The sequence below is a fragment of the Lactobacillus sp. C449L genome (genome assembly GCF_059900815.1).
On sequence record NZ_JBWXGA010000003.1, the window covers coordinates 80,165 to 100,133 of the forward strand.

The following is a 19,969-nucleotide window of genomic DNA, read 5'->3' on the forward strand; positions in this document are numbered from 1 at the left end:
TGACATGTATTTACTTAATCCTTATAATTCTAAGTATTAAATTAAATTTTGAGGAGGCAGCTTTAATGAAAATTGAACATACGAATAAACAAGTAAAAGTTAAATTGGTTGCTGCTCAAAATATAATTATTGCCTTGTTGTCGAAAAGGACTTAGCCAAAGTAAATTACAAATAGTAATTTGTAGAAGTTAAGCCCTTGTTTACGTCTTGATAATGGGGTTTAACTAATAACTAACTTAAACCTCATTCATCGAGTTGAATGAGGTTTTTTGTAGGCATGTGTTAAAGAGGAGAAGAGAGAGAATGAATAAATTTACCAAAAAAGTGATGAGTGCTCTCACTGCGGGAGCAGCAGCTTTGATGTTGGCCGGATGTTCAGTTGCCAAAAACGGCAGCGACAATTCCGGTACCAAGCAGGATAAGGATACTGTTAAAATCGGTGTCAATATGGAACTGTCTGGTTCAGTTGCTGGTTACGGTAACGCGGAAAAGCAGGGTATCTTATTAGCTGTTAACGAAATTAACAAATCTGGCGGAATCGACGTCAATGGACATAAGAAGAAGATTAAGTTGATTATGCGAGACAATAAGTCATCAATTGCAACTTCTTCTTCAGTTGCATCGCAATTAACCACCAAGGATAAAGTTGCAGCAATTGTTGGACCTGCAACGACAAACGCCGGTACTGCTCAAATTCCAAATATCACTAAAGCGGCAGTTCCAAGTGTTAGTCCTTCAGCAACCGATCCAAAATTTACTCTGCAGAAAAACGGTCAAGTACAAAAATATGTCTTTCGGGCATGTTTCCAAAATAACTTCCAGGGCGAAAGTGCAGCTAAGTTTGTAACGCAAAAACTGAAAGCTAAGCGAGTAGCAATTTATGCAGACAACTCTAGTGACTATGGTACTGGATTAGCTAAGGCATTTAAGAAAACATACAAAGGTAAAGTTGTAGATAGTCAAACATATTCAGCCGGTGACAAAGACTTCAACGCTGTTTTAACTTCATTCAAATCAAAGAACGTTGATGCAATCTACGTTCCAGGCTACTACACTGAAATTGGCTTAATTATCAAGCAAGCTCGTCAAATGGGAATCAATGTGCCAATTGTTGGTGGAGACGGTATGGCTGATCCTAAGCTTGCACAAATTGCTGGACCGAAAAACGCTACGAAGATTTTCTACACCACTCCATTTTCAACTCGTGTAGCTGCTAAAGATCCAGTTGCTTCTAAGTTTATGAAAGCATTTGAGGCACGTTATCACTCAGAAGCTCCAGCCTTTTCTGCTTTAGCATATGATTCCGTGTACATGGTTAAAGAAGCAATCGAATTAGCAAAATCAGATGATTCAGCTAAGATTGCCGAAGCTTTGGCTAAGATTAAAGACTTCAAGGGCGTTACCGGTAGAATTACAATCGATAAAGAACACAACCCTGAAAAACCAATTGTCACTGAAGAAATGACTAATGGTAAGATTACTAATTCATACAGTATTGAGTAATTCAAACCGATTCAATTAGCAGATTTATTCAAAGGAGCGATCAAATTTGCAAACAGTCTTACAGCAAATCATAAACGCCCTGTCGCTAGGCTCAATATACGCCTTGCTGGCATTAGGTTATAGCATGGTTTACGGCATTATCAAGTTAATTAACTTTGCTCATGGTGATATTTACATGCTAGGCGCATTCTTTGCATATTATGCAATTAGTTTATGGCACTTTAACTTCATTATTGCCTTACTTTCTGCAATGATAGTCGGTGCAATTTCTGGCGTAGTGATTGAGTATTTTGCTTACCGGCCGTTGCGCAAATCACCGCGTATCGCTGTTTTAATCACCGCTATCGGAGTTTCATTTCTATTGGAAAACGGTATGTCATACCTTGTCGGCTCCAATGCCCGCAGCTTTCCGCAGGTTATTGAGCAGGTTAACTATAACGTAGGTGGAATTTTAATTTCTAATATCCAAGTTCTAATTTTAGCAACGGCTTTAATTTTGATGGTCTTACTACAAATTATCATCAAAAACACCAAAATGGGTCGGGCAATGCGAGCTGTTTCAGTTGATCCTGATGCCGCTGAATTGGTTGGTGTTAATGTTAACCACACAATCTCTTTCACTTTTGCTCTAGGTTCAGCTCTTGCTGGTGCTGCAGGTGTTTTAATTGGAATGTACTATAACCAAATTGATCCGTTAATGGGAATGACTCCTGGCATCAAAGCTTTTGTTGCCGCTGTTTTAGGTGGAATTGGCTCTGTCCCGGGTGCATCTTTAGGGGGCTTCTTAATCGGAATCTTGGAAACTTTCTTTCAGTCTATCGGCTTATCTGCGTATAAAGATGCTGTCGTCTACTTTGTTTTAATTGTAATTTTGCTCTTTTTACCTGCTGGTATTTTTGGCAAAAATACTAAGGAAAAGGTCTAGGTGGCAAAATGAAAGCAAATTGGAAATACATTTTATCTTGGACAGCAATTATGATCGCTGGTTTTTATCTAATCAATACTTTGATTATGGTTGGCGTGATTGATGATTTTATTGAGAACATGTTGGTTGCAATTGGAATTAACATTATTTTGGCTACCGGATTGAATCTGATTATTGGTTTTAGTGGTCAATTTTCACTGGGACATGCTGGTTTTATGGCAATTGGAGCCTATACTACGGCAATTATTACTCAGTATATGAGTGATGAACTCGGCTTTTTAATTTCAATGCTAATTGGAATTGTAATTGCGGTTATTATTTCAGGTGTCATTGGCACGGCTACTTTTATTAGGCTTAAAGGGGACTACTTGGCAATCGCTACATTAGGTGCCGCTGAAATTATTCGTAACATAATTAATAATTTAAAAATTACGGGTGGATCGGCCGGAATGTTCAATATTCCGCAACTGTGTTCATGGCCAACAGTTTATATCTTGGTTTGTGTAACGACAGTCGTTTTATTGAATTTTATTAGAGCACGCGATGGTCGAGCAATCAAGGCAGTTCGTGAAGACGAAATTGCTGCTGAGGCAATGGGAATTAATACTACTAAATGGAAGTTAGCAGCCTTTGTTTTAGGTGGTGCCACTGCAGCAATTGCGGGTAGCTTGCAGGCTTCGTACATACAAACTATTTCACCAACAAATTTCGGGATTATGGAATCTATTTCGATTTTAGTAATAGTTGTTTTAGGTGGAGTGGGTAGTATGACTGGAACTTTCTTAGCTGCAATTGTGCTTGGCATCCTTGATACTGTTTTACAGAATTTTGGTGCGCTGCGAATGGTTATCTATGCTATTGCGCTGATTTTAATTATGATTTTCAAGCCTTCTGGCCTTCTGGGCAACTGGGAGTTTTCATTAAAAAATCTGACCAGACATTTTGGAAAAAAGGAAAGAGGCTAGAGCATGGAACATTTATTGCAAGTTGAGCATGTAGTGCGTAAATTTGGCGGATTAACTGCCGTTGATGACGTTTCATTATACTTAGACAATCATGAATTAGTTGCTCTAATTGGCCCTAATGGTGCCGGTAAAACCACTTTATTTAACCTTCTCACGGGTATGGTTAAAGTAACCAGTGGCAAGATTGATTTACAAGTTAAAGGCAAAAGCTACGACTTGACCCGTAAGAGCCCTGTCCAGATTGCTGATTTAGGTTTGTCAAGAACTTTTCAGAATATTCGCCTGTTTAAAAATTTAACCGTAATGGATAATGTACTTACCGCAATGACCAATGAGTATCAAGAAGGATTTTTAACAACGGTTTTTCGTTTACCTAGTTTTTATAAGACGGAAAAAGAAATGCGAGACGCTGCTGAAAAGTTACTTGAGATATTTAACTTAACTGCTCATGAATCAACGCTGGCTAAAAACTTGCCATATGGTACCCAAAGACGTTTAGAGATTGTTCGTGCACTGGCTACACATCCTCAGGTTTTGTTTTTAGATGAACCAGCGGCGGGAATGAACCCCGAAGAAACTGCCGACTTGACTAATCTTATTAAACGCATTCAAAAAGAATTTCAAATTACGGTATTATTAATTGAACATGATATGTCATTGGTAATGAATTTAGCGGAGCGCATTTATGTGCTTGATCAAGGACAGTTACTTGCTACTGGTGCTCCAGAAGAAATTAAGTCAAATCCGAAAGTAATTGAGGCTTATTTGGGAGAGGGTGAAGACTAGATGGCAATGCTAGAAGTGAAAGATCTTTCTGTTAACTATGGTGTTATTCAAGCGGTTAAAAATGTTAGCTTTGAAATTAATGAAGGCGAAATTGTTACCTTAATCGGAGCTAATGGTGCTGGCAAGTCCACCATTGTTAAAACCATCTCCGGTTTGCTGAAGCCTAGAGAAGGTCAGATTATTTATCAGGGAGAAGACATCACACGCGAAAAAGCACCGCAAATTGTGATGGATGGGATTTCTCAGGTTCCTGAAGGACGTCATATCTTTGCCGGAATGACCGTCATGGAAAATTTACAAATGGGTGCTTTTTTGCAAAAGAATAGTAGTGAAGCTGCAGAAAGCTATCAAGAAATTTTTGCTCGTTTTCCAATTTTGAAAAAGCGCAAAAACCAAGACGCTGCAACTTTGTCTGGAGGCGAGCAGCAAATGTTAGCAATCGGACGTGCTCTTATGGCTAAGCCAAAATTGTTGCTGCTTGATGAACCATCAATGGGTTTATCACCTCTATTTATTAAAGATATCTTTACGATTATAAAAGAGTTAAACCAAAAAGGCACGACTATTCTTCTGATTGAGCAAAACGCCAAACAGGCTCTCTCAATTGCCAATCGTGGTTATGTTCTTGCGACTGGATCAGTTCAACTAACTGGTACGGGTCAGGATCTTTTAGCCAATTCCGAAGTACAAAAGGTATATTTTGGTGGTTAATTGAAACCCAAAACAAAAGTTAGCCTTTTTCACTATTTTCCATAGTTTAGATTTAGGGTTGACATCAAAACAAAGCAAGCATATAATTCTAAACATAAAATTAAATTTTGAGGAGGATGTTTTAATGAAAAACAAAAATATTAATAATAAAATAAACATTGAAGTAACTAAAACTCAAAATTTGTTAGCCTTGTTGTTGTCAAGAAGGACTTAGCTGTGAATTGCAATTTGTAATTTATTTAAGTTAAGCCCTTATTTGCGTCTTGATGAATGGGGCTTAACCAATAACTAATCTGTGCCTCGTTCATTAAGTTGAACGGGGTTTTTTTATAGCCATTGAATAGTTTAAAAAGGTTAGTTAGAAGGAGAAGATTATGAATAAAATTGCCAAAAAAGTGATGAGCGCTGTCACGCTGGGAGCAGCTGCAATGATGATTGCAGGCTGCAGTGTTGCTAAAAACAGTAGCAATTCAGGGACCAAGCAAGATAATGGTACTATCAAAATTGGTGTAAACATGGAGTTATCTGGTGCAGCTGCCGGATATGGCGAGTCTGAAAAGCAGGGAATTCAGCTAGCAGTTCATGAAATTAATGAAGCCGGTGGAATCAAGGTTAATGGCCATAAGAAAAAGATTAAGATAATTATCAGGGATAATAAGACGGCAATAGCTACTTCGGCTTCGGTTGCTTCTCAATTGACTACTAAGGACAAAGTTGCAGCTATTGTCGGACCAGCCACTACAAATGCTGGTACAGCACAAATTCCTAACATCACTAAAGCCTCTGTCCCAAGTGTCAGTCCTTCAGCAACAGATCCCAAATATACCATGCAAAAGAATGGTAAAGTTCAACCATTTGTTTTCCGCGCCTGTTATCAGAACAATTTTCAAGGCGGTAGTGCTGCAAAATTTGTTTTTGATCAGCTAAAATCAAAGCGTGTTGCCGTATTTGCGGATAATTCCAGTGACTATGGTACGGGTTTAGCGAAAGCCTTTAAAAATGCATTTAAAGGAAAAATTGTTGATAGCCAAACTTTTTCAGCAGGCGATAAGGATTTCAATGCAGTTTTAACTTCATTTAAAGCCAAAAATGTGGATGCAATTTATGTTCCGGGATACTATACTGAGGTTGGTTTGATTGTCAAGCAAGCTCGTCAAATGGGTATCAAAGTACCAATTGTTGGTAGTGACGGAATGGCTGACCCTAAACTTGCACAAATTGCTGGTGCTAAAAATGCTTCAAGAATTTTCTATACAACACCGTTTTCGACTCGAGTAGCAGCAAAAGATCCAACTGCTGCGAAATTTATGAAAGCATATCGGGCTCATTATCATGAAGAAGCTCCCACATTTTCTGCTTTAGCTTATGATGCCGTGTACATGATTAAAGAAGCAATCGAAATGGGTAAATCAGACGACTCGACCAAGATTGCGGCCAACTTAGCTAAAATCAAAGATTTTAACGGCGTTGCTGGAAAAATAACAGTTGACAAGAATCATAATCCTGAAAAGCCGATTGCGACAGAAGAACTGACAAACGGTAAGGTAAGCAATTCATTCAAAATCAAATAATACAAGCAAAAAACAAAGAAAAAGGCTCTTAACAAATATGATAATTCGTTGTTAAGAGTCTTTTTACAGTTTACGTAAAGAAAAATTATTTATGATAAATCTTTTTAGCGTTTTTAATATCAATTGCCTGAATAGAGCACTTAACCGTAGGATTCATCACGGAGTCTTGGTTAGTAACATGGTTAAGACCAATTGCATGACCTAATTCATGTTCGATTAAGTTAACGCAATCATCGGAAGTCAGTGTTTCCGAATTTGCATAGTTTTGCAGGTAGTATTGATTTAGTTGAATGACCGCATTATACATTAATTTGGTTTTTAGACTGTAATTCCAAGTGGTGTATCCAGAATAATCAGTTTTTGTATTATACCAAGGAACTACGACAATTTTAGCCTTAGATCTCTTTTTGGTTTTCACGAAGGTAAAAGCACCAGTTGAGTTCCAAGCTTTAATAGCGTCATTTGTTTCAGCAATTAAATCCTTATTTTTACCTAAATCCAGGTAAATAGTTGCTCTAGCGTTTTTCCATCGTCGGTGCTTCGTGCTTTTTGCCGAAACAACATGATTAGGAGCAGTAGATGAAGTGCTAGTATCAGTTACCGTATAGGCACTGCCGATTGTTACTGCCGCTAATATAGCATAGATTAGTTTATTGATAATACGGTGTTTTTTTTTCATTTTTTGACTCCATTTTTAATACTAATAATAATTATAGCAATAAAATAGTAAAAGTAAATTTTAAAGAGAGTAGTTAAAATAGGAAAAATACAAATTAAAGCCCACTCACCTAATTAGTGAGTGGGCTTTAATTTGATTTTTAGAACAAGTGATTTAAATTAGTTCAGTTATATTTGCTATTAGCAAAGCTTATATTTCCATTTTGTTATAAGAAACAACTTTTTTAAGCTTATCAGTCATATTCATAACTGTAATTGAGGCGTTGCGAGGACCTTCGTTAATGTCGTAGTCACTGAATTTAGCTGCGATACTGCGAATGGTAAAGCCGTGTGTGACAAGTAAAATATTGTCAGCTCCATCGAGCTGCGTGATTAGTTTTAAGCCTTGGTTAAGTCTTTCCCAGTATTCTTTGGCATTTTCAGCATCATGGAATGGGTCGGCTTCTTTAATCCAGTCTTTGACTGTGTCGAGTGGTTCATTCTTAAACAAATCGTAGTGATTTTTATAGCCATGGGGACCACCAATCATTTGCCAACTCATGTCTATGTCCATGCCTTCAAAATAGCCGTAAAATTGTTCACGAAATAGTGGACTGGCAAGATGTTGAATTTCATTATGATTAATGTTGCGTTCGATTATCAAATTGCAAGTGTCGCTAGCGCGTTTTAAATCACTTGATAAAGCAATATCAAAAGGAACACTTTTCAATGTTTCACCGATTGTTTCGGCTTCTTTAACTCCTCTTTCGGTTAATGGCGTATCACACCAGCCTTGCATTTTGTTGTAGCGATTAATGTATGTTTGGCCATGCCGAATAATATATATTCTCTTCATTTGCTTATTTGCTCGTATTCTTAATAGATTTAGTTTTTGTATAACGCTTCGACTGCCATAACATCATCTGGTTGAATTGAAAAAATTGATCCTGTAGGATACATAACTGAGGTTCCTGTATTATGCTTAAGCCCTAAAGCGTGTCCTAACTCGTGCTCAACCGTATTTATGATTCGTTCCCGGTTATAATGATAAGTTGAATGGTTATCAAGATAATAAGTGTTTAGTTTGGTAGTGGCCGAAATTAGGAATCCGGAACTCACGTAATAGTGAAGTGTAGTATAGCCGGCGTAATCAATATTGGGACTGTACACTTGTCCAATTGTAATATCAGCCTTCTTTTTGTTTTTAGTTTTGGTAAAAGTGAAGGCGCCGGTGTCATTCCAAGCTGCAATTGCCGCGTTAGTGGCCGAAGTAAGATTACGATTTCCTTTTAAGTTAACATAAACGGTTGCTTTTGGTTTTTTCCAGCGCCAGTTGGCTGATGTTTTGGCATTTTCAACCGCTTCCTTGCGAATCTTCGTTTTTTTTGCATAAACGATTTGGCTAGTTGCACCTGTCGATAAAAAGCTGTTGGCAATAGTACCAGTATAACTACTAATTGCAATTGCTGCAATTACTGAATAGGCCAATTTATTTAAAAAACAACGAAATTTACTCATAATCTAGTAGCTCCGATTCTTTATAAAAGATAATCAGTAAATACTCACGTCCCGTCAATTCAATTATAAACGCAAACACTTTTAAAATCATGAATTATCTTCAAAATATTCAAATAAGCCCAAGAATTATATATAAATCCGATTTCATGTTAAAATAGTATGCAAGTTTTGGAAAAATAGGTGACTTTATGACAAACGCGATGAATGATAAACAAATTGAGCAAAAGCATCTTGATCAAATCTTAAAAATGATTAGGGCAAAAAAAGCAGAATTATCTTCATCAATTAAGTCTGCTGAGGGTGAAGCAAAAAACCTTAATTCTCACTTTTTTGATGACGTTAAATTAGATTATGATGGCTACTCTACCTCGATGGAAACAGCTTTGTCCATTCATCAGCAACAGCAATTACTTGATGAACGAGAAAATGCCTGGCAACATGAAGCTAGGCAGCTGAGTACGGTACAAAAATTAGAAGAAAAGCCATATTTCGCCCGGATTGATTTTAAAGAAAATAACCAAAAGCCTGAGACCATATATATTGGTCTTGGCTCGTTTGCCGACAAAAACAATCATTTTTTGATTTATGATTGGCGGGCACCAATTTCTTCTATCTATTACGACGGTAAACTTGGCAAAGTTTCTTACATGTCACCTGAAGGTGAAATTACCGTTGAAATGACTAAAAAAAGGCAGTTCATGATTGAAAATGGGCAAATCGTGAATATGTTTGACACCAATGAGTCAATTGGTGATCAGATGCTTTTAGAAGTTCTCGGCGAAAAATCTAGTACGCAGATGAAGTCAATTGTGACTACAATCCAACGCGAGCAAAATAAAATCATCAGAAATACCAGTGCTGACTTGCTATTTGTGCAGGGAGCAGCAGGATCTGGCAAAACTTCTGCTATTTTACAACGCATTGCATATTTACTATATCGCTACCGAGGAAATTTGACTAGTAGTGATGTTGTTATGTTTAGCCCGAACCAGCTTTTTAATGATTACATTAAGAATGTTCTGCCGGAAATGGGTGAACAAAATATGGTTCAAATGACTTATTGGCAGTTTGCTTCGCGCCGGTTGCCCGGGATGACAGTGGAAAACTTATTTGATCAGTTTGAAGATAGTGCGGCCGACACAGCCATTAGTCGGTTTAAAGACTCAACTACTTTTTTTGATTTATTAAGTCGCTATGCTAAACACTTGAATCAAGGCGGAGTAATTTTTAAAAATATTTATTTTCGCAATAAAAAGAAACCATTTTTTGAAAAAGAAAAAATCAGTGAAATATATTATTCTTTTAACGCTAATTACAGTTTAAGCAATCGCATCGATGCTACTCGTGAAGAATTGATTAAGCTGCTCAACCGTAAAATTAATTCTGAGAGTAAAAAGGCTTGGGTTGCAGATACAATTCAAAGTTTGAACCAAGAGCAACTAAATGAGCTCTATGATCGCCCAGATCAGGAATTTGATTCTGAGGAAAAAGAAGAACGATTTTTAAGTCGTAAGATAGTTATCAAGGCTTTAAATAAAGTATTCCAACAGATTAGGCGCAATAATTTTATCAACATGCGCGCGCAATATCTGAATTTTTTGCGTACGGTTCCCAAAATGACGGATCTTGGCAAATGGGGAGTTAGTGAAGAAGACTGGGGAAAACATATTGAGAGCGTCAAAGAAAGCTTCTTAAAGCACTATATGCATATAAATGATGTTTCCGCCTATTTATATCTTTACGACCTAATTACCGGTCGTCATGTTGACTTTGAGATGCGCTATGTTTTTATTGATGAAATTCAAGATTACACGCCTTTTCAAATTTGTTACCTTAAGTATAATTTCCCACGTGCTAAGTTCACGATGCTAGGTGATTTGAACCAGGCTATTTTTACCAAAGATGAAAGCAGAAGTTTACTAAAACAAATTAGTAGTTTGTTTGATCACGACAAAACTGATGTTGTTCAGTTGACTAAGTCATACCGCTCGACAAAGCAACTAACTAACTTTACTAAACAAGTTTTACGCCAAGGTGAAAAAATTGAATCATTCAATCGCCAAGGACCCAAGCCGGTTATTTGGAAACGTAATAATGATAGTGAAGCAATAGAAGTGTTAAATCAAGTATTACGGGATAATAATCAGCAAAAATTGACTACGGCAGTAATTACTAAAGACCTTAACAGCGCTAAACAAGTATTTGAAAATCTAAACAAAAGGAATATTAAAGTGACGTTAATTGCTACAGCTAATCAGCGTCTTGTTGAAGGAACTTTGGTTGTGCCTTCATACCTGGCTAAAGGGCTGGAGTTTGATGCGGTTATTATGTGGGATGCATCAAAGAAAACTTACCATCGCGTTGATGAAACCCAGCTGGTTTATACGATTACTTCGCGAGCAATGTATAAGCTTGATGTGATTTATACTGGAGAAAAAAGTCCACTATTAGCAGTTGACAAACAAACTTTTGAAGAAAAGTAGGTGAATTATTGTGCCTGAAATAAAACAATTTGTTTTTAAGAAAATTGACGATATGACGGCTCGAGAAGTTTATTGTATTGCGCGTCTAAGAATTGACACGTTTGTTACCGAACAAAAAATTACGGCTCCTGAACTTGATGATCAAGATTTAGATGCCATTCAAGTTTTTCTGCTTAATCCAAAAAAGACTAACGCTTTAGCTGTCTGCCGGATATTTGAAGAAGATGGCAAGTGGATGCTTGGCCGGGTTGCGGTCAGCAAGCACGCACGTGGTCAGAACTTAGGGACGGCGATGATGGATCAGGTACATGATTATCTCAAGAAAAATGGTGTTAAGCGATTATACTGCCACGCGCAAATGCAGGCCAAGCCTTTTTATGATTATTTAGGCTACCAAACTCAAGGAGAAGTTTTCACTGAGGCAGGCGTCAAACACGTTATGATGTATTACGATTTATAAAAAGCTCGTGCGGTTAAGCACGAGTTTTTAATTATTACAATAGCAATTTAAAAACATAGCGACGTGGCTATAGCCTTAGAATTTTTGTTTCTTACGTTTTAGTTAACAGTCGGAAAATTACGCTTAGGAGCTTTATTTTATACTTTATAATAAATAGAAAATGAACTAAGGGATGGCTTAAGATGAAGAATTACTTGCGGTTTAAGCGCGACGAATGGGCGTCATTTTCTTCTAATGATCCAGTTAAAATCACTAAAGAAGAATTGGCAAGCATTAAGTCGCTGGGGGATGTAATTAACCTGACAGATGTTCAGGAAATATACGGTAGTTTAATTAATTACCTTTATTTAGTGTATCAAGAAAAGCGTGCATTGCAGAAAAAGCAAGGTGAGTTTTTACGCCAAAAAGTAACTGCAGCACCTTTTATTATTGGCATCTCAGGCTCTGTTGCTGTTGGTAAATCCACTACCGCTCGGCTGTTACAGGTTTTAATTAGTAGAACTTTTGCGAATTTAAAGGTGCACTTAATGACAACGGATGGTTTTATTTATCCCAATGATGAACTAAAGCGACGTGGCTTATTCGACCGCAAAGGTTTCCCAGAAAGCTACAATATGAACTTACTTCGAGACTTTCTTAAAGATGTGCTAGCTGGTAAGGAAAACATTGCCTATCCATTATATTCTCAAGAACTAAGTGACATAATACCAGGTGAATACGGTCATGTAGAGCGGCCTGATATTTTAATCGTAGAAGGAATTAATACCTTACAATTACCTACAAATGGGCACATTGTGACCAGTGATTTTTTCGACTTTTCAATTTATATTGATGCTGAAGAAGATCTGATTGAAAAATGGTTTATGCAGCGATTTGTTCGCGTACTAGAACTGAATAAGAATAATCCAGATAATTTTTATTATGAAATGGCTAATGGCCCACGTAAGGATGCCTTGCGCTTAGCGCAAGATACATGGCAGATGGTCAATTTAGTTAACCTACGTGAGTACATTGCGCCTACAAAGCAGCGCGCTAGCTTGATTTTGCATAAAGCTAGCGGTCATCGTATTGATGAAATTTATTTGCGACAGTTCTAGCCTTCTATATTTAAGCCGTTGTACAAGTTAGCTAATTTTCTGTATCGGCTCGGAAGTAACTTTGCTATACTAAACACTATGAACAAGATTTATTTATTACTAATTAAAAAATTTGCTTTGCCTCCAGCGACAATTCTTTTGACATAGATAATTTTGATGATTTAAAAGGAGAAAAACATGGTACAGGCAATTAACTTGAAAAAAGGTATGGTTTTTAGTCAAGATGGAAAATTAATTCGCGTTTTGAAGGCTAATCACCATAAACCAGGAAAAGGCAACACTGTTATGCAAATGGATTTGCGTAATATTGAAAGTGGTGCTGTGGTGCACAAAACAATGCGCCCAACGGAAAAGGTTGAATTAGTTGAGATTACTAAGAAAAAAGCCCAATTTCTTTATAATGAAGGTGACGTTTATACTTTCATGGATACTGAAACCTATGAGCAATATGAAGTTTCAAGTGAGCAACTTGGTGACGACCGACTTTACTTGATGCCCAATATTGAAGTTCAGTTAGAGTTTGCTAACGATAGCAAATTGCTGGGAGTTGAGCTTCCAGCAACTGTAACAATGAAAGTTGAACATACTGAGCCAGGTATCAAGGGGGCAACTGTTACCGGTTCAGGCAAACCAGCTACAATGCAAACTGGTTTAGTTGTTCAAGTTCCAGACTTCATCAAAGAAGGCGAAGAACTGGTAATCAACACTACTGAAGGCACCTATAAGTCAAGAGCTGAAGGTGGCAATTAAAAACTAAAAAGAGAACTGTTTGGTATTTAAATCGATTTAAAAAGCGCTTGCATAAAATAAACTATTAGGTATAATATACATATAAATTATTAAAAGTGGATTGTTACTCTTTGAGGCATTACCATTAGACGAAGTATTTTGCGTACTTTCTGATTAGTAGTGTTTCAAGGAGTATTTTTGTTTGGAGGATAATTTTGTTTCGGTTTTTAAAGAAGAATAAACAAAAATTCAAAATAACATCACCAGCTAAAGGCACATTAATTAATCTTAACGATGTAAATGACCCTGTTTTTTCACAAAAACTAATGGGTGATGGTTTTGCAGTCAAATTGAATAATGAAGAAGATACTATTTATGCTCCTATAGAAGCGGAAGTAGCTTCCTTACCTGAAAGTAAGCATGCAGTTGGCTTGATTACCGATGATGGTGATGAAATCTTGCTTCATATTGGAATTGATACAGTCAACTTACAGGGGAGAGGATTTACGACTGAAGTAAAACAAGGTAATAAAGTCAAACGAGGACAAGTGCTTGTTAAACTTGATCGTGAAGCCTTAAATGATGAAAAAGTAGATTTAACTACGATGGTTATTCTAACTAAGCTAGGCCCCGATCATCAAAATTGGAGTATTGTTAAAGAGTTTGGCGACCAAATAGCTGAACAAGACGAAATAATTAAGCAATGACATTTATAAAACTTAGAGGAGCAAAATGCGAGTTATTAAAAAAATCAATAATAACGTGGCAGTTTGCTTAGATCAAAATCATGATGAATTAGTCGCATTTGGTAAGGGAATAGGCTTTCCAAAAATTCCATATGAATTAACTGATTTGAGCAAAATAAGGATGACCTTTTATCGAATTGATACACATAATTTCAAGTTGATGAAAGAAATTCCCGAGAACATTTTAGATGTGAGTGCCGAAATTATTCAAAAAGCTCAATATACGCTTAAGCATGACCTGAATCAGAACATTCTATTTAGTTTGGCTGATCATATTAGTTTTGCTATTGAGCGATCAAAAAATAATATAAAAGTTAACTATCCTTTTTCTTATGATATTCGTTCGTTTTACCCTGATGAATATCAAATAGGAGAGCTGGCTTTGATGTTAATAAAGGATAAGCTATATGTTCAACTGCCACAAGAAGAAAAAATTGCAATTGCCATGCACTTTATTAACTCACAGATAGTAACTACGTTGCAGCTAAGTGAAGCAAGTTTTAATTCTGTTACTGAATTAGCAATTAGAGAAATTGAAAAACAATTTAGTTTAGAAATTAATAGAAGTGGGTTTATTTACAACAGATTTGTGACGCATTTGAGATATTACCTGAAGCGAGTTGAAAGCAATGAACAAATTGATGATGGATCAAGCAAATTGATTAGATCAAGTTTCAAGCAGAGCTACCCTAGAGTTTATCAATGTACAGTAGATATTGTTAATCAGATTGATAAAAAATTAAAAACAGTTAGTACGGATGACGAAGTCTTTTATTTAATGATTTATGTTCAAAGAATGATATCGCAGACAAACCAAAAAAAAGGAGAAAAAAATGAGTAAAGACTATCAAGATATGGCTCAACGAATTGTGCAAAAAGTTGGAGGAAAAACTAATGTGGTTAGTGTGACTCACTGTATGACTAGATTACGTTTTAATCTAAAAGACATGAGTGTTCCAAAAGATGATGAGATTAAAAACATTACTGGTGTACTTGGTGTGGCTCGTTCCGGCGGGCAATATCAGATTATTATAGGTCAGACAGTTAATGAAGTTTATGATGCAGTTGTAGCTGTTGGAAATTTGACAGAAGCAGCTCCAATTAATGAAAATATTGATCAAGCAAATAAGGCACATGAAAAGATGACATGGAAATCTGTTGGTAATACCGTTTTAAATAAAATTGCGGGTAGCTTGACACCTTTGATTCCAATGCTGATTGCTGCATCGATGTTCAAGATGCTTGTTGCTGTTTTAGGACCAACAATGCTTAACGTAATCTCGACTAATAGTGATCTTTATCAACTGTTTTCTTTTGTTGGTGATGCGGGTTTCTACTTTTTTCCAGTTGCTATTGGTTACACAGCTGCAAAGCAATTTAACACTTCACCAATTTTAGGAATTTTTCTTGGTGCAATTATGCTAGATCCTGGATTAGTAAAAATTGTTGCAGCTGGAAAGCCATTTACAGTTTATGGTATTCCAATGCACTTAACTAATTATGGCAGTACTGTTGTCCCGATTTTGCTATCTGTTTGGATAATGTCTTACATAGAACGTTTCTTTAATAGGCATATAACTGCTTCGTTACGGACAATTTTTGCACCAACTTTAACAATAGCAATAATGTTACCGATTTCTTTGTGCGTATTAGGTCCTTTAGGCGGATTCTTAGGTGAATATGTTTCAAAGGGGATAATATCATTTGGTCAACTTGGTGGACTAGCTGCAATTATTGGAGTTGGACTAATTGGCGCATTTTGGGAAGTTTTAGTAATGACTGGAATGCATTTAGTAATGATTAGTGCAATGATTACAATAGTTGCTCAAACAGGTCATGACAACTTCATAATGCTTGGCTCAATTGCTGCGAGTATGGCGGTTGCTGGGATGAGCTTAGGCGCTTCTTTACGATTAAAAGATAAAAAGGAAAAATCATTGGCATTCAGCTATTTTATCGCAAATATTATTGGTGGGGTTACTGAACCGGCGTTATATGGTTTGGGCATTAAGTATCGCAAACCATTCTTGGGAATGATGCTCGGCGGCTTTGCCGGTGGGATTTATGCAGCGGTTACTCACGTGTCTGCTTATGTAGTTGTTCCAGTGGCTAACTTTATGTGTTTAACAGGCTATGTTGGTGGCTCCTCAGCTAATTTGATTAATGGTGTCATTAGTGGTGTAATCGCATTATTAGTGGCGGCAATTGCAACATACATTATTGGTGTTGAACCAAAGAAAGATTAGGAGAGAAGCAGCAATGAATAACATGATAATTAGAGCTGACGATCTTGGCTATTCTAAAGGCGTCAACTATGGTATCTACGAGAGCATAAAAAATGGCATAATTAATAATGTCGGTGTAATGGTTAATATGAAAGATACCTTGCATGGTTTGGATTTGCTAAAAGGCTTGGACTTTGATATTGGTATGCATACGGTAATTTGTGCGGGCAGACCGATTACGGATCCTAAACTGATTCCAAGTCTTGTAACAAAAGAAGGTAATTTTAAACCTTCTAAAGCATATCGTCAGACTGATCATGATCTAGTTAATTTAAATGAAGTTGTCATTGAAATTGAAGCACAGTATAGATATTTCTTAAAAATAGTTGGTAAAAAACCAGATTACTTTGAAGCTCATGCTGTATATAGCAATAATCTGCTAAAAGGTCTAGAAATCGTCGCTGATAAATATAATTTACCATTGTTGCCATTTGATTTGAACTTAGATCCTGTTCGATTTAAAAAAGAAACTACGGTTGTTAGTTTTATGGATAGTATGAAACCTAAATATGATCCGTATAAAACTTTTGATGACGCAGAAGAATTTGCTCTCAATTCTTCTAATAATGATGTACCGATGATGGTCTGTCATCCCGGTTTTCTGGACCAAAGTATCCTACGACAATCCAGTCTGACTATTCCACGAACTCAAGAGGTAGATTTCTTGTGCGATCCACGTATTCGTGATGAAATTGCTCAAAAAGATATTCATTTAACTCGCTATACCGAATTGAGCTAGAAAATAGTTGGTGTATAAGGCAACCGCATTTACCCTGTGAAAATATATTATTAGCATTAAAAGTGTTAGTCTTTTTGGCTGATAGTATAATGGATCTTGAGGTGAGAACATGGAGATAGGATCATTATCTGAGTGGGTAACAGCTTTTGCAGAAATTGCCGCAGTGAGCGTTGCTTTATTTTTACCAGTTTACGATAAAAGACAAGAAAGACGTAAAAGGACACGTAGTACAAAAATCATTTTTCGCTATCTGATTAAAAAAGCACTGGAGGAAAATGACACGACCGATTTAGAGTCCTACTTTAAGCTTGATTATTTGTTAATTGATAACGATAATGACAAGCAAATTTATTCGATTGTTCAACAAGCAATTGATATTCTGAAAAACAGCGAAATATCGCAAAGAAAAAAAGAAGAAGGAATTGCAAAAGTAATAGAATATTTGAAACAATAAGAACATTAAAAAATGCGCTTAGTAAGTATTACTAGGCGCATTTTATTTAAAACTTGGTTTCGATAAGGTCATCTTCTGGTCGATGCTCCTGAATCCTGATAACTTGCCATTCAAAATCACTTTTAATTTTTGATAAATCAATAGTAACTTTGCCATTATCATAATCAAATGCGGGTTCAATCCTTTTTTCAATCATTTCAACTCGGTTAGGTGCAGTATTAAAACCTGAAATTTCCACTTGTTGCGGAAGGGGCTTTTTCACAAAAACATACTTTTGATAGTTCATGTGCCGATTTTGAAGAACAAAACTATCTGGCTGAATTGAGAGCTTGCAGGGCTCGCTTTCATTAAAAGCATGTCCATATATGTGCATCCAGTTATTAATCTGATCAAGCATCTTTTGCATCATCTCATTAAGTGAACCGTCAGTTTTTACTTGAACATTAATAAAAATTTGTTCTCCATTCTTGCGCTTTTTAACCATTTGATTGATTACATTATCAGCTTTTAGGTCGAGACCATCTTGGCTTTTGGTCAAGGCAATCGTGTACTTAGCACAAGCTTTTTGAAAGCTAGCTTGCAGGGCATCAGTGGCGACAGCTCTAACACCAACGTCGCGGGCAGTTTTTACTAAAAAATCAACATCTACATCTTTAGTGCTTTTTAGTTTAAAATTTAGGATAATGGCAAAATCGGGATTCATCGGTTTTTCTCCTCAGTACTTATTCTTATTTAGTTTAACCCAAAAGGCGGTAAATATAAAAATGAAAATTATTATCTCGCCAGCAATGAAAATGAAGGTCGACTGTGAATCATTTCCTGTTAGATCACATCCTCAATTTCTAAAACAGGCAAAAGAACTGGCTGGTTTTCTCAAACAGTGTAGTTTTAACGAATTACAGAGTATCTGGCAGTCAAGCCAGCGTACAACAAAAGAGGGCCAAAAGCAGATTAGTGAACTGGATTTAACTCAAAAAAACAACTTAACTCCAGCAGTTATTTCGTATTTTGGTGTTCAGTACCAGTACATGGCTCCTGACCTGTTTACTAAGCCTGCACTTGATTATATTCAGAAAAATGTGTGCATCTTATCGGGACTATATGGAATTTTGCGTCCATTTGATGGGGTGTGTCCGTATCGCTTAGAAATGAAAAATAGAATTAAAGGCTTTAGCGAACCCAATCTATATCATTATTGGGGTGATGAACTAGCTAACTATCTTTTTAAAGCAGACGGTGTGGTCATTAATCTTGCCTCGAAAGAATATTCCAAATGCATTGCTCCATATCTATCTGGGAAGCGAAAAATGATTAATATTGATTTCCAAGAATTAAAAAATGACAAGTGGAAAACAGTTGGAGTTCACGCCAAAATGGCTCGTGGAGAAATGGTGCGCTTTATTGCTGAAAATCAATTGACTAGACCAGAAGAAATAACTCAGTTCAACGATTTTGGGTTTGAATTCATGTCAAAAGATAGTACCGCTGATAACTATGTCTTTAGAACTAAATTCGATTTCAAACGGCATTAGCAAGCAGCTGTCAGTAATAGTAGAATAAGCATATTAAAAAATGAGGTTGAATATGGAAATTGTTTTTATACGTCATGGTTTGACAGATTTAAATAAGACTGGAAAAATTCAAGGCGCTCTGTTTGACCACGATCTCGATAAAGATGGTCGTGCATATGCTGAAAAGGCAGCACTTAACTTTGACCCAAGTGAATTTGATGTAGTTTTCTCGAGCCCAATGAAAAGAGCTTTGACTACTGCTCAAATCTTCACTAAGGGGCAAAAGAAGATTAATTGCGATGATCGCTTAATTGAATTTAATTTTGGTGAATGGGATGGACAAGACTTATCAAAATTAGGTAGAGAGCATCCTGATGCAGTTGACCCGTGGGGAAAGGCGTCAGTTGCTTACGTTAAATATGCGCCAAGTGGTGAAACTTTTGCGGAGCTAAACGAACGTTGTGGCGATTTTCTGGATGAAATACAGACAAAGTATTTAACTAAAAAAGTGCTAGTAATTTGCCATGGAACATTAATTCGAATGATGTTTGCGCACTATTTTTCAAATGGCGACATTAATGCATTTGAAACGATGGATAATTGTGCTTTAGCAAAGATTTCGTATCGGGATCATATGCCGCGCACGAATTACTATAATCGTCTTTTGGCCTTTGAATAATTTTTTGAAAGAAGCTCTCTTACGGGAGCTTTTTATTTGATTCCATCATTGAACCGAGCTATCCTCTTCAAAAGCTTAAGTGACATATATTGTTAAAGAAGCTAAGATTTTTCGCGGATTATTTTATGAACATTTTAGTGGTTTAACTGA

The 19,969-nt window shown here is 36.5% G+C and carries 21 protein-coding genes; 17 read left to right on the top strand and 4 right to left on the bottom strand.

What is annotated here, in order from left to right; genetic code table 11:
- Positions 1–303 precede the first annotated feature (303 nt).
- The 6 genes from AC2JF9_RS06065 to AC2JF9_RS06090 all read left to right on the top strand — a co-directional run bounded on the left by AC2JF9_RS06065 (position 304) and on the right by AC2JF9_RS06090 (position 6,461).
- Positions 304–1,503, top strand: coding sequence for an ABC transporter substrate-binding protein (locus AC2JF9_RS06065; RefSeq protein WP_500725984.1), 1,200 nt, complete (start codon positions 304–306; stop codon positions 1,501–1,503).
- Positions 1,504–1,549: 46 nt separating this feature from the next.
- On the top strand, positions 1,550–2,428 hold the full coding sequence (locus AC2JF9_RS06070; RefSeq protein WP_500725986.1) for a branched-chain amino acid ABC transporter permease: 879 nt from the start codon (positions 1,550–1,552) through the stop codon (positions 2,426–2,428).
- An 8-nt stretch (positions 2,429–2,436) separates the two neighbouring features.
- Positions 2,437–3,393 (top strand): branched-chain amino acid ABC transporter permease, encoded by a 957-nt coding sequence (locus tag AC2JF9_RS06075; protein ID WP_500725988.1) that lies wholly within the window; start codon positions 2,437–2,439, stop codon positions 3,391–3,393.
- A 3-nt stretch (positions 3,394–3,396) separates the two neighbouring features.
- Positions 3,397–4,179 carry an ABC transporter ATP-binding protein gene (locus AC2JF9_RS06080; protein WP_500725990.1) on the top strand — a complete coding sequence of 261 codons (783 nt, stop codon included), beginning with the start codon at positions 3,397–3,399 and terminating at the stop codon, positions 4,177–4,179.
- Positions 4,180–4,890: an ABC transporter ATP-binding protein gene (locus tag AC2JF9_RS06085; RefSeq protein ID WP_500725992.1), complete on the top strand. Its 711-nt coding sequence runs from the start codon at positions 4,180–4,182 to the stop codon at positions 4,888–4,890.
- Positions 4,891–5,261: 371 nt separating this feature from the next.
- Positions 5,262–6,461, top strand: a complete 1,200-nt coding sequence (locus AC2JF9_RS06090) for an ABC transporter substrate-binding protein (RefSeq protein ID WP_500726207.1) — start codon at positions 5,262–5,264, stop codon at positions 6,459–6,461.
- 85 nt (positions 6,462–6,546) lie between these two features.
- Here AC2JF9_RS06090 and AC2JF9_RS06095 read toward each other — a convergent pair whose 3' ends face one another.
- The 3 genes from AC2JF9_RS06095 to AC2JF9_RS06105 all read right to left on the bottom strand — a co-directional run bounded on the left by AC2JF9_RS06095 (position 6,547) and on the right by AC2JF9_RS06105 (position 8,636).
- Positions 6,547–7,140 carry a matrixin family metalloprotease gene (locus tag AC2JF9_RS06095; protein WP_500725994.1) on the bottom strand — a complete coding sequence of 198 codons (594 nt, stop codon included), beginning with the start codon at positions 7,138–7,140 and terminating at the stop codon, positions 6,547–6,549.
- Between the two features lie 189 nt (positions 7,141–7,329).
- On the bottom strand, positions 7,330–7,974 hold the full coding sequence (locus AC2JF9_RS06100) for a histidine phosphatase family protein (RefSeq protein WP_500725996.1): 645 nt from the start codon (positions 7,972–7,974) through the stop codon (positions 7,330–7,332).
- Between the two features lie 29 nt (positions 7,975–8,003).
- Positions 8,004–8,636: a matrixin family metalloprotease gene (locus AC2JF9_RS06105; protein WP_500725998.1), complete on the bottom strand. Its 633-nt coding sequence runs from the start codon at positions 8,634–8,636 to the stop codon at positions 8,004–8,006.
- A 188-nt stretch (positions 8,637–8,824) separates the two neighbouring features.
- Here AC2JF9_RS06105 and helD point away from each other — a divergent pair, with 188 nt between their 5' ends.
- The 9 genes from helD (at position 8,825) to AC2JF9_RS06150 (ending at position 17,629) form a co-directional block, all read left to right on the top strand.
- Positions 8,825–11,119, top strand: a complete 2,295-nt coding sequence (gene helD, locus AC2JF9_RS06110; RefSeq protein WP_500726000.1) for an RNA polymerase recycling motor HelD — start codon at positions 8,825–8,827, stop codon at positions 11,117–11,119.
- Positions 11,120–11,171: 52 nt separating this feature from the next.
- Positions 11,172–11,579: a GNAT family N-acetyltransferase gene (locus AC2JF9_RS06115; RefSeq protein ID WP_500726209.1), complete on the top strand. Its 408-nt coding sequence runs from the start codon at positions 11,172–11,174 to the stop codon at positions 11,577–11,579.
- 182 nt (positions 11,580–11,761) lie between these two features.
- Positions 11,762–12,676 carry a type I pantothenate kinase gene (gene coaA, locus AC2JF9_RS06120; RefSeq protein ID WP_500726002.1) on the top strand — a complete coding sequence of 305 codons (915 nt, stop codon included), beginning with the start codon at positions 11,762–11,764 and terminating at the stop codon, positions 12,674–12,676.
- 177 nt (positions 12,677–12,853) lie between these two features.
- A complete protein-coding gene (gene efp / locus AC2JF9_RS06125; protein ID WP_500726005.1) occupies positions 12,854–13,426 on the top strand; it encodes an elongation factor P in 573 nt (190 codons plus the stop codon).
- A gap of 194 nt (positions 13,427–13,620) precedes the next feature.
- On the top strand, positions 13,621–14,112 hold the full coding sequence (locus AC2JF9_RS06130) for a PTS sugar transporter subunit IIA (protein WP_500726008.1): 492 nt from the start codon (positions 13,621–13,623) through the stop codon (positions 14,110–14,112).
- 25 nt (positions 14,113–14,137) lie between these two features.
- Complete coding sequence (locus AC2JF9_RS06135; RefSeq protein WP_500726010.1) at positions 14,138–14,992, top strand: PRD domain-containing protein; 855 nt, start codon at positions 14,138–14,140, stop codon at positions 14,990–14,992.
- Positions 14,985–16,397 (top strand): PTS transporter subunit EIIC, encoded by a 1,413-nt coding sequence (locus AC2JF9_RS06140; protein ID WP_500726012.1) that lies wholly within the window; start codon positions 14,985–14,987, stop codon positions 16,395–16,397. The genes AC2JF9_RS06135 and AC2JF9_RS06140 overlap by 8 nt, the downstream gene beginning before the upstream one ends.
- 13 nt (positions 16,398–16,410) lie before the next feature.
- Complete coding sequence (locus AC2JF9_RS06145; protein ID WP_500726014.1) at positions 16,411–17,175, top strand: ChbG/HpnK family deacetylase; 765 nt, start codon at positions 16,411–16,413, stop codon at positions 17,173–17,175.
- Between the two features lie 109 nt (positions 17,176–17,284).
- Positions 17,285–17,629 carry a hypothetical protein gene (locus AC2JF9_RS06150; protein WP_500726016.1) on the top strand — a complete coding sequence of 115 codons (345 nt, stop codon included), beginning with the start codon at positions 17,285–17,287 and terminating at the stop codon, positions 17,627–17,629.
- 46 nt (positions 17,630–17,675) lie between these two features.
- Here AC2JF9_RS06150 and AC2JF9_RS06155 read toward each other — a convergent pair whose 3' ends face one another.
- A complete protein-coding gene (locus AC2JF9_RS06155; RefSeq protein WP_500726018.1) occupies positions 17,676–18,332 on the bottom strand; it encodes a hypothetical protein in 657 nt (218 codons plus the stop codon).
- A gap of 61 nt (positions 18,333–18,393) precedes the next feature.
- Here AC2JF9_RS06155 and yaaA point away from each other — a divergent pair, with 61 nt between their 5' ends.
- Complete coding sequence (gene yaaA, locus AC2JF9_RS06160) at positions 18,394–19,161, top strand: peroxide stress protein YaaA (protein WP_500726020.1); 768 nt, start codon at positions 18,394–18,396, stop codon at positions 19,159–19,161.
- A 52-nt stretch (positions 19,162–19,213) separates the two neighbouring features.
- The gene (locus AC2JF9_RS06165; protein WP_500726022.1) at positions 19,214–19,819 is read left to right on the top strand and encodes a histidine phosphatase family protein; all 606 of its coding nucleotides are present in this window, start codon (positions 19,214–19,216) and stop codon (positions 19,817–19,819) included.
- Positions 19,820–19,969 lie beyond the last annotated feature (150 nt).

Coding starts and splice junctions, on each gene's coding strand:
- AC2JF9_RS06065 (WP_500725984.1), top strand. CDS start 304: ATGAATAAATTTACCAAAAAAGTGATGAGTGCTCTCACTGCGGGAGCA.
- AC2JF9_RS06075 (WP_500725988.1), top strand. CDS start 2,437: ATGAAAGCAAATTGGAAATACATTTTATCTTGGACAGCAATTATGATC.
- AC2JF9_RS06080 (WP_500725990.1), top strand. CDS start 3,397: ATGGAACATTTATTGCAAGTTGAGCATGTAGTGCGTAAATTTGGCGGA.
- AC2JF9_RS06085 (WP_500725992.1), top strand. CDS start 4,180: ATGGCAATGCTAGAAGTGAAAGATCTTTCTGTTAACTATGGTGTTATT.
- AC2JF9_RS06095 (WP_500725994.1), bottom strand. CDS start 7,140: ATGAAAAAAAAACACCGTATTATCAATAAACTAATCTATGCTATATTA.
- AC2JF9_RS06100 (WP_500725996.1), bottom strand. CDS start 7,974: ATGAAGAGAATATATATTATTCGGCATGGCCAAACATACATTAATCGC.
- AC2JF9_RS06105 (WP_500725998.1), bottom strand. CDS start 8,636: ATGAGTAAATTTCGTTGTTTTTTAAATAAATTGGCCTATTCAGTAATT.
- helD (WP_500726000.1), top strand. CDS start 8,825: ATGACAAACGCGATGAATGATAAACAAATTGAGCAAAAGCATCTTGAT.
- AC2JF9_RS06115 (WP_500726209.1), top strand. CDS start 11,172: ATGACGGCTCGAGAAGTTTATTGTATTGCGCGTCTAAGAATTGACACG.
- coaA (WP_500726002.1), top strand. CDS start 11,762: ATGAAGAATTACTTGCGGTTTAAGCGCGACGAATGGGCGTCATTTTCT.
- efp (WP_500726005.1), top strand. CDS start 12,854: ATGGTACAGGCAATTAACTTGAAAAAAGGTATGGTTTTTAGTCAAGAT.
- AC2JF9_RS06135 (WP_500726010.1), top strand. CDS start 14,138: ATGCGAGTTATTAAAAAAATCAATAATAACGTGGCAGTTTGCTTAGAT.
- AC2JF9_RS06140 (WP_500726012.1), top strand. CDS start 14,985: ATGAGTAAAGACTATCAAGATATGGCTCAACGAATTGTGCAAAAAGTT.
- AC2JF9_RS06145 (WP_500726014.1), top strand. CDS start 16,411: ATGAATAACATGATAATTAGAGCTGACGATCTTGGCTATTCTAAAGGC.
- AC2JF9_RS06150 (WP_500726016.1), top strand. CDS start 17,285: ATGGAGATAGGATCATTATCTGAGTGGGTAACAGCTTTTGCAGAAATT.
- AC2JF9_RS06155 (WP_500726018.1), bottom strand. CDS start 18,332: ATGAATCCCGATTTTGCCATTATCCTAAATTTTAAACTAAAAAGCACT.
- yaaA (WP_500726020.1), top strand. CDS start 18,394: ATGAAAATTATTATCTCGCCAGCAATGAAAATGAAGGTCGACTGTGAA.
- AC2JF9_RS06165 (WP_500726022.1), top strand. CDS start 19,214: ATGGAAATTGTTTTTATACGTCATGGTTTGACAGATTTAAATAAGACT.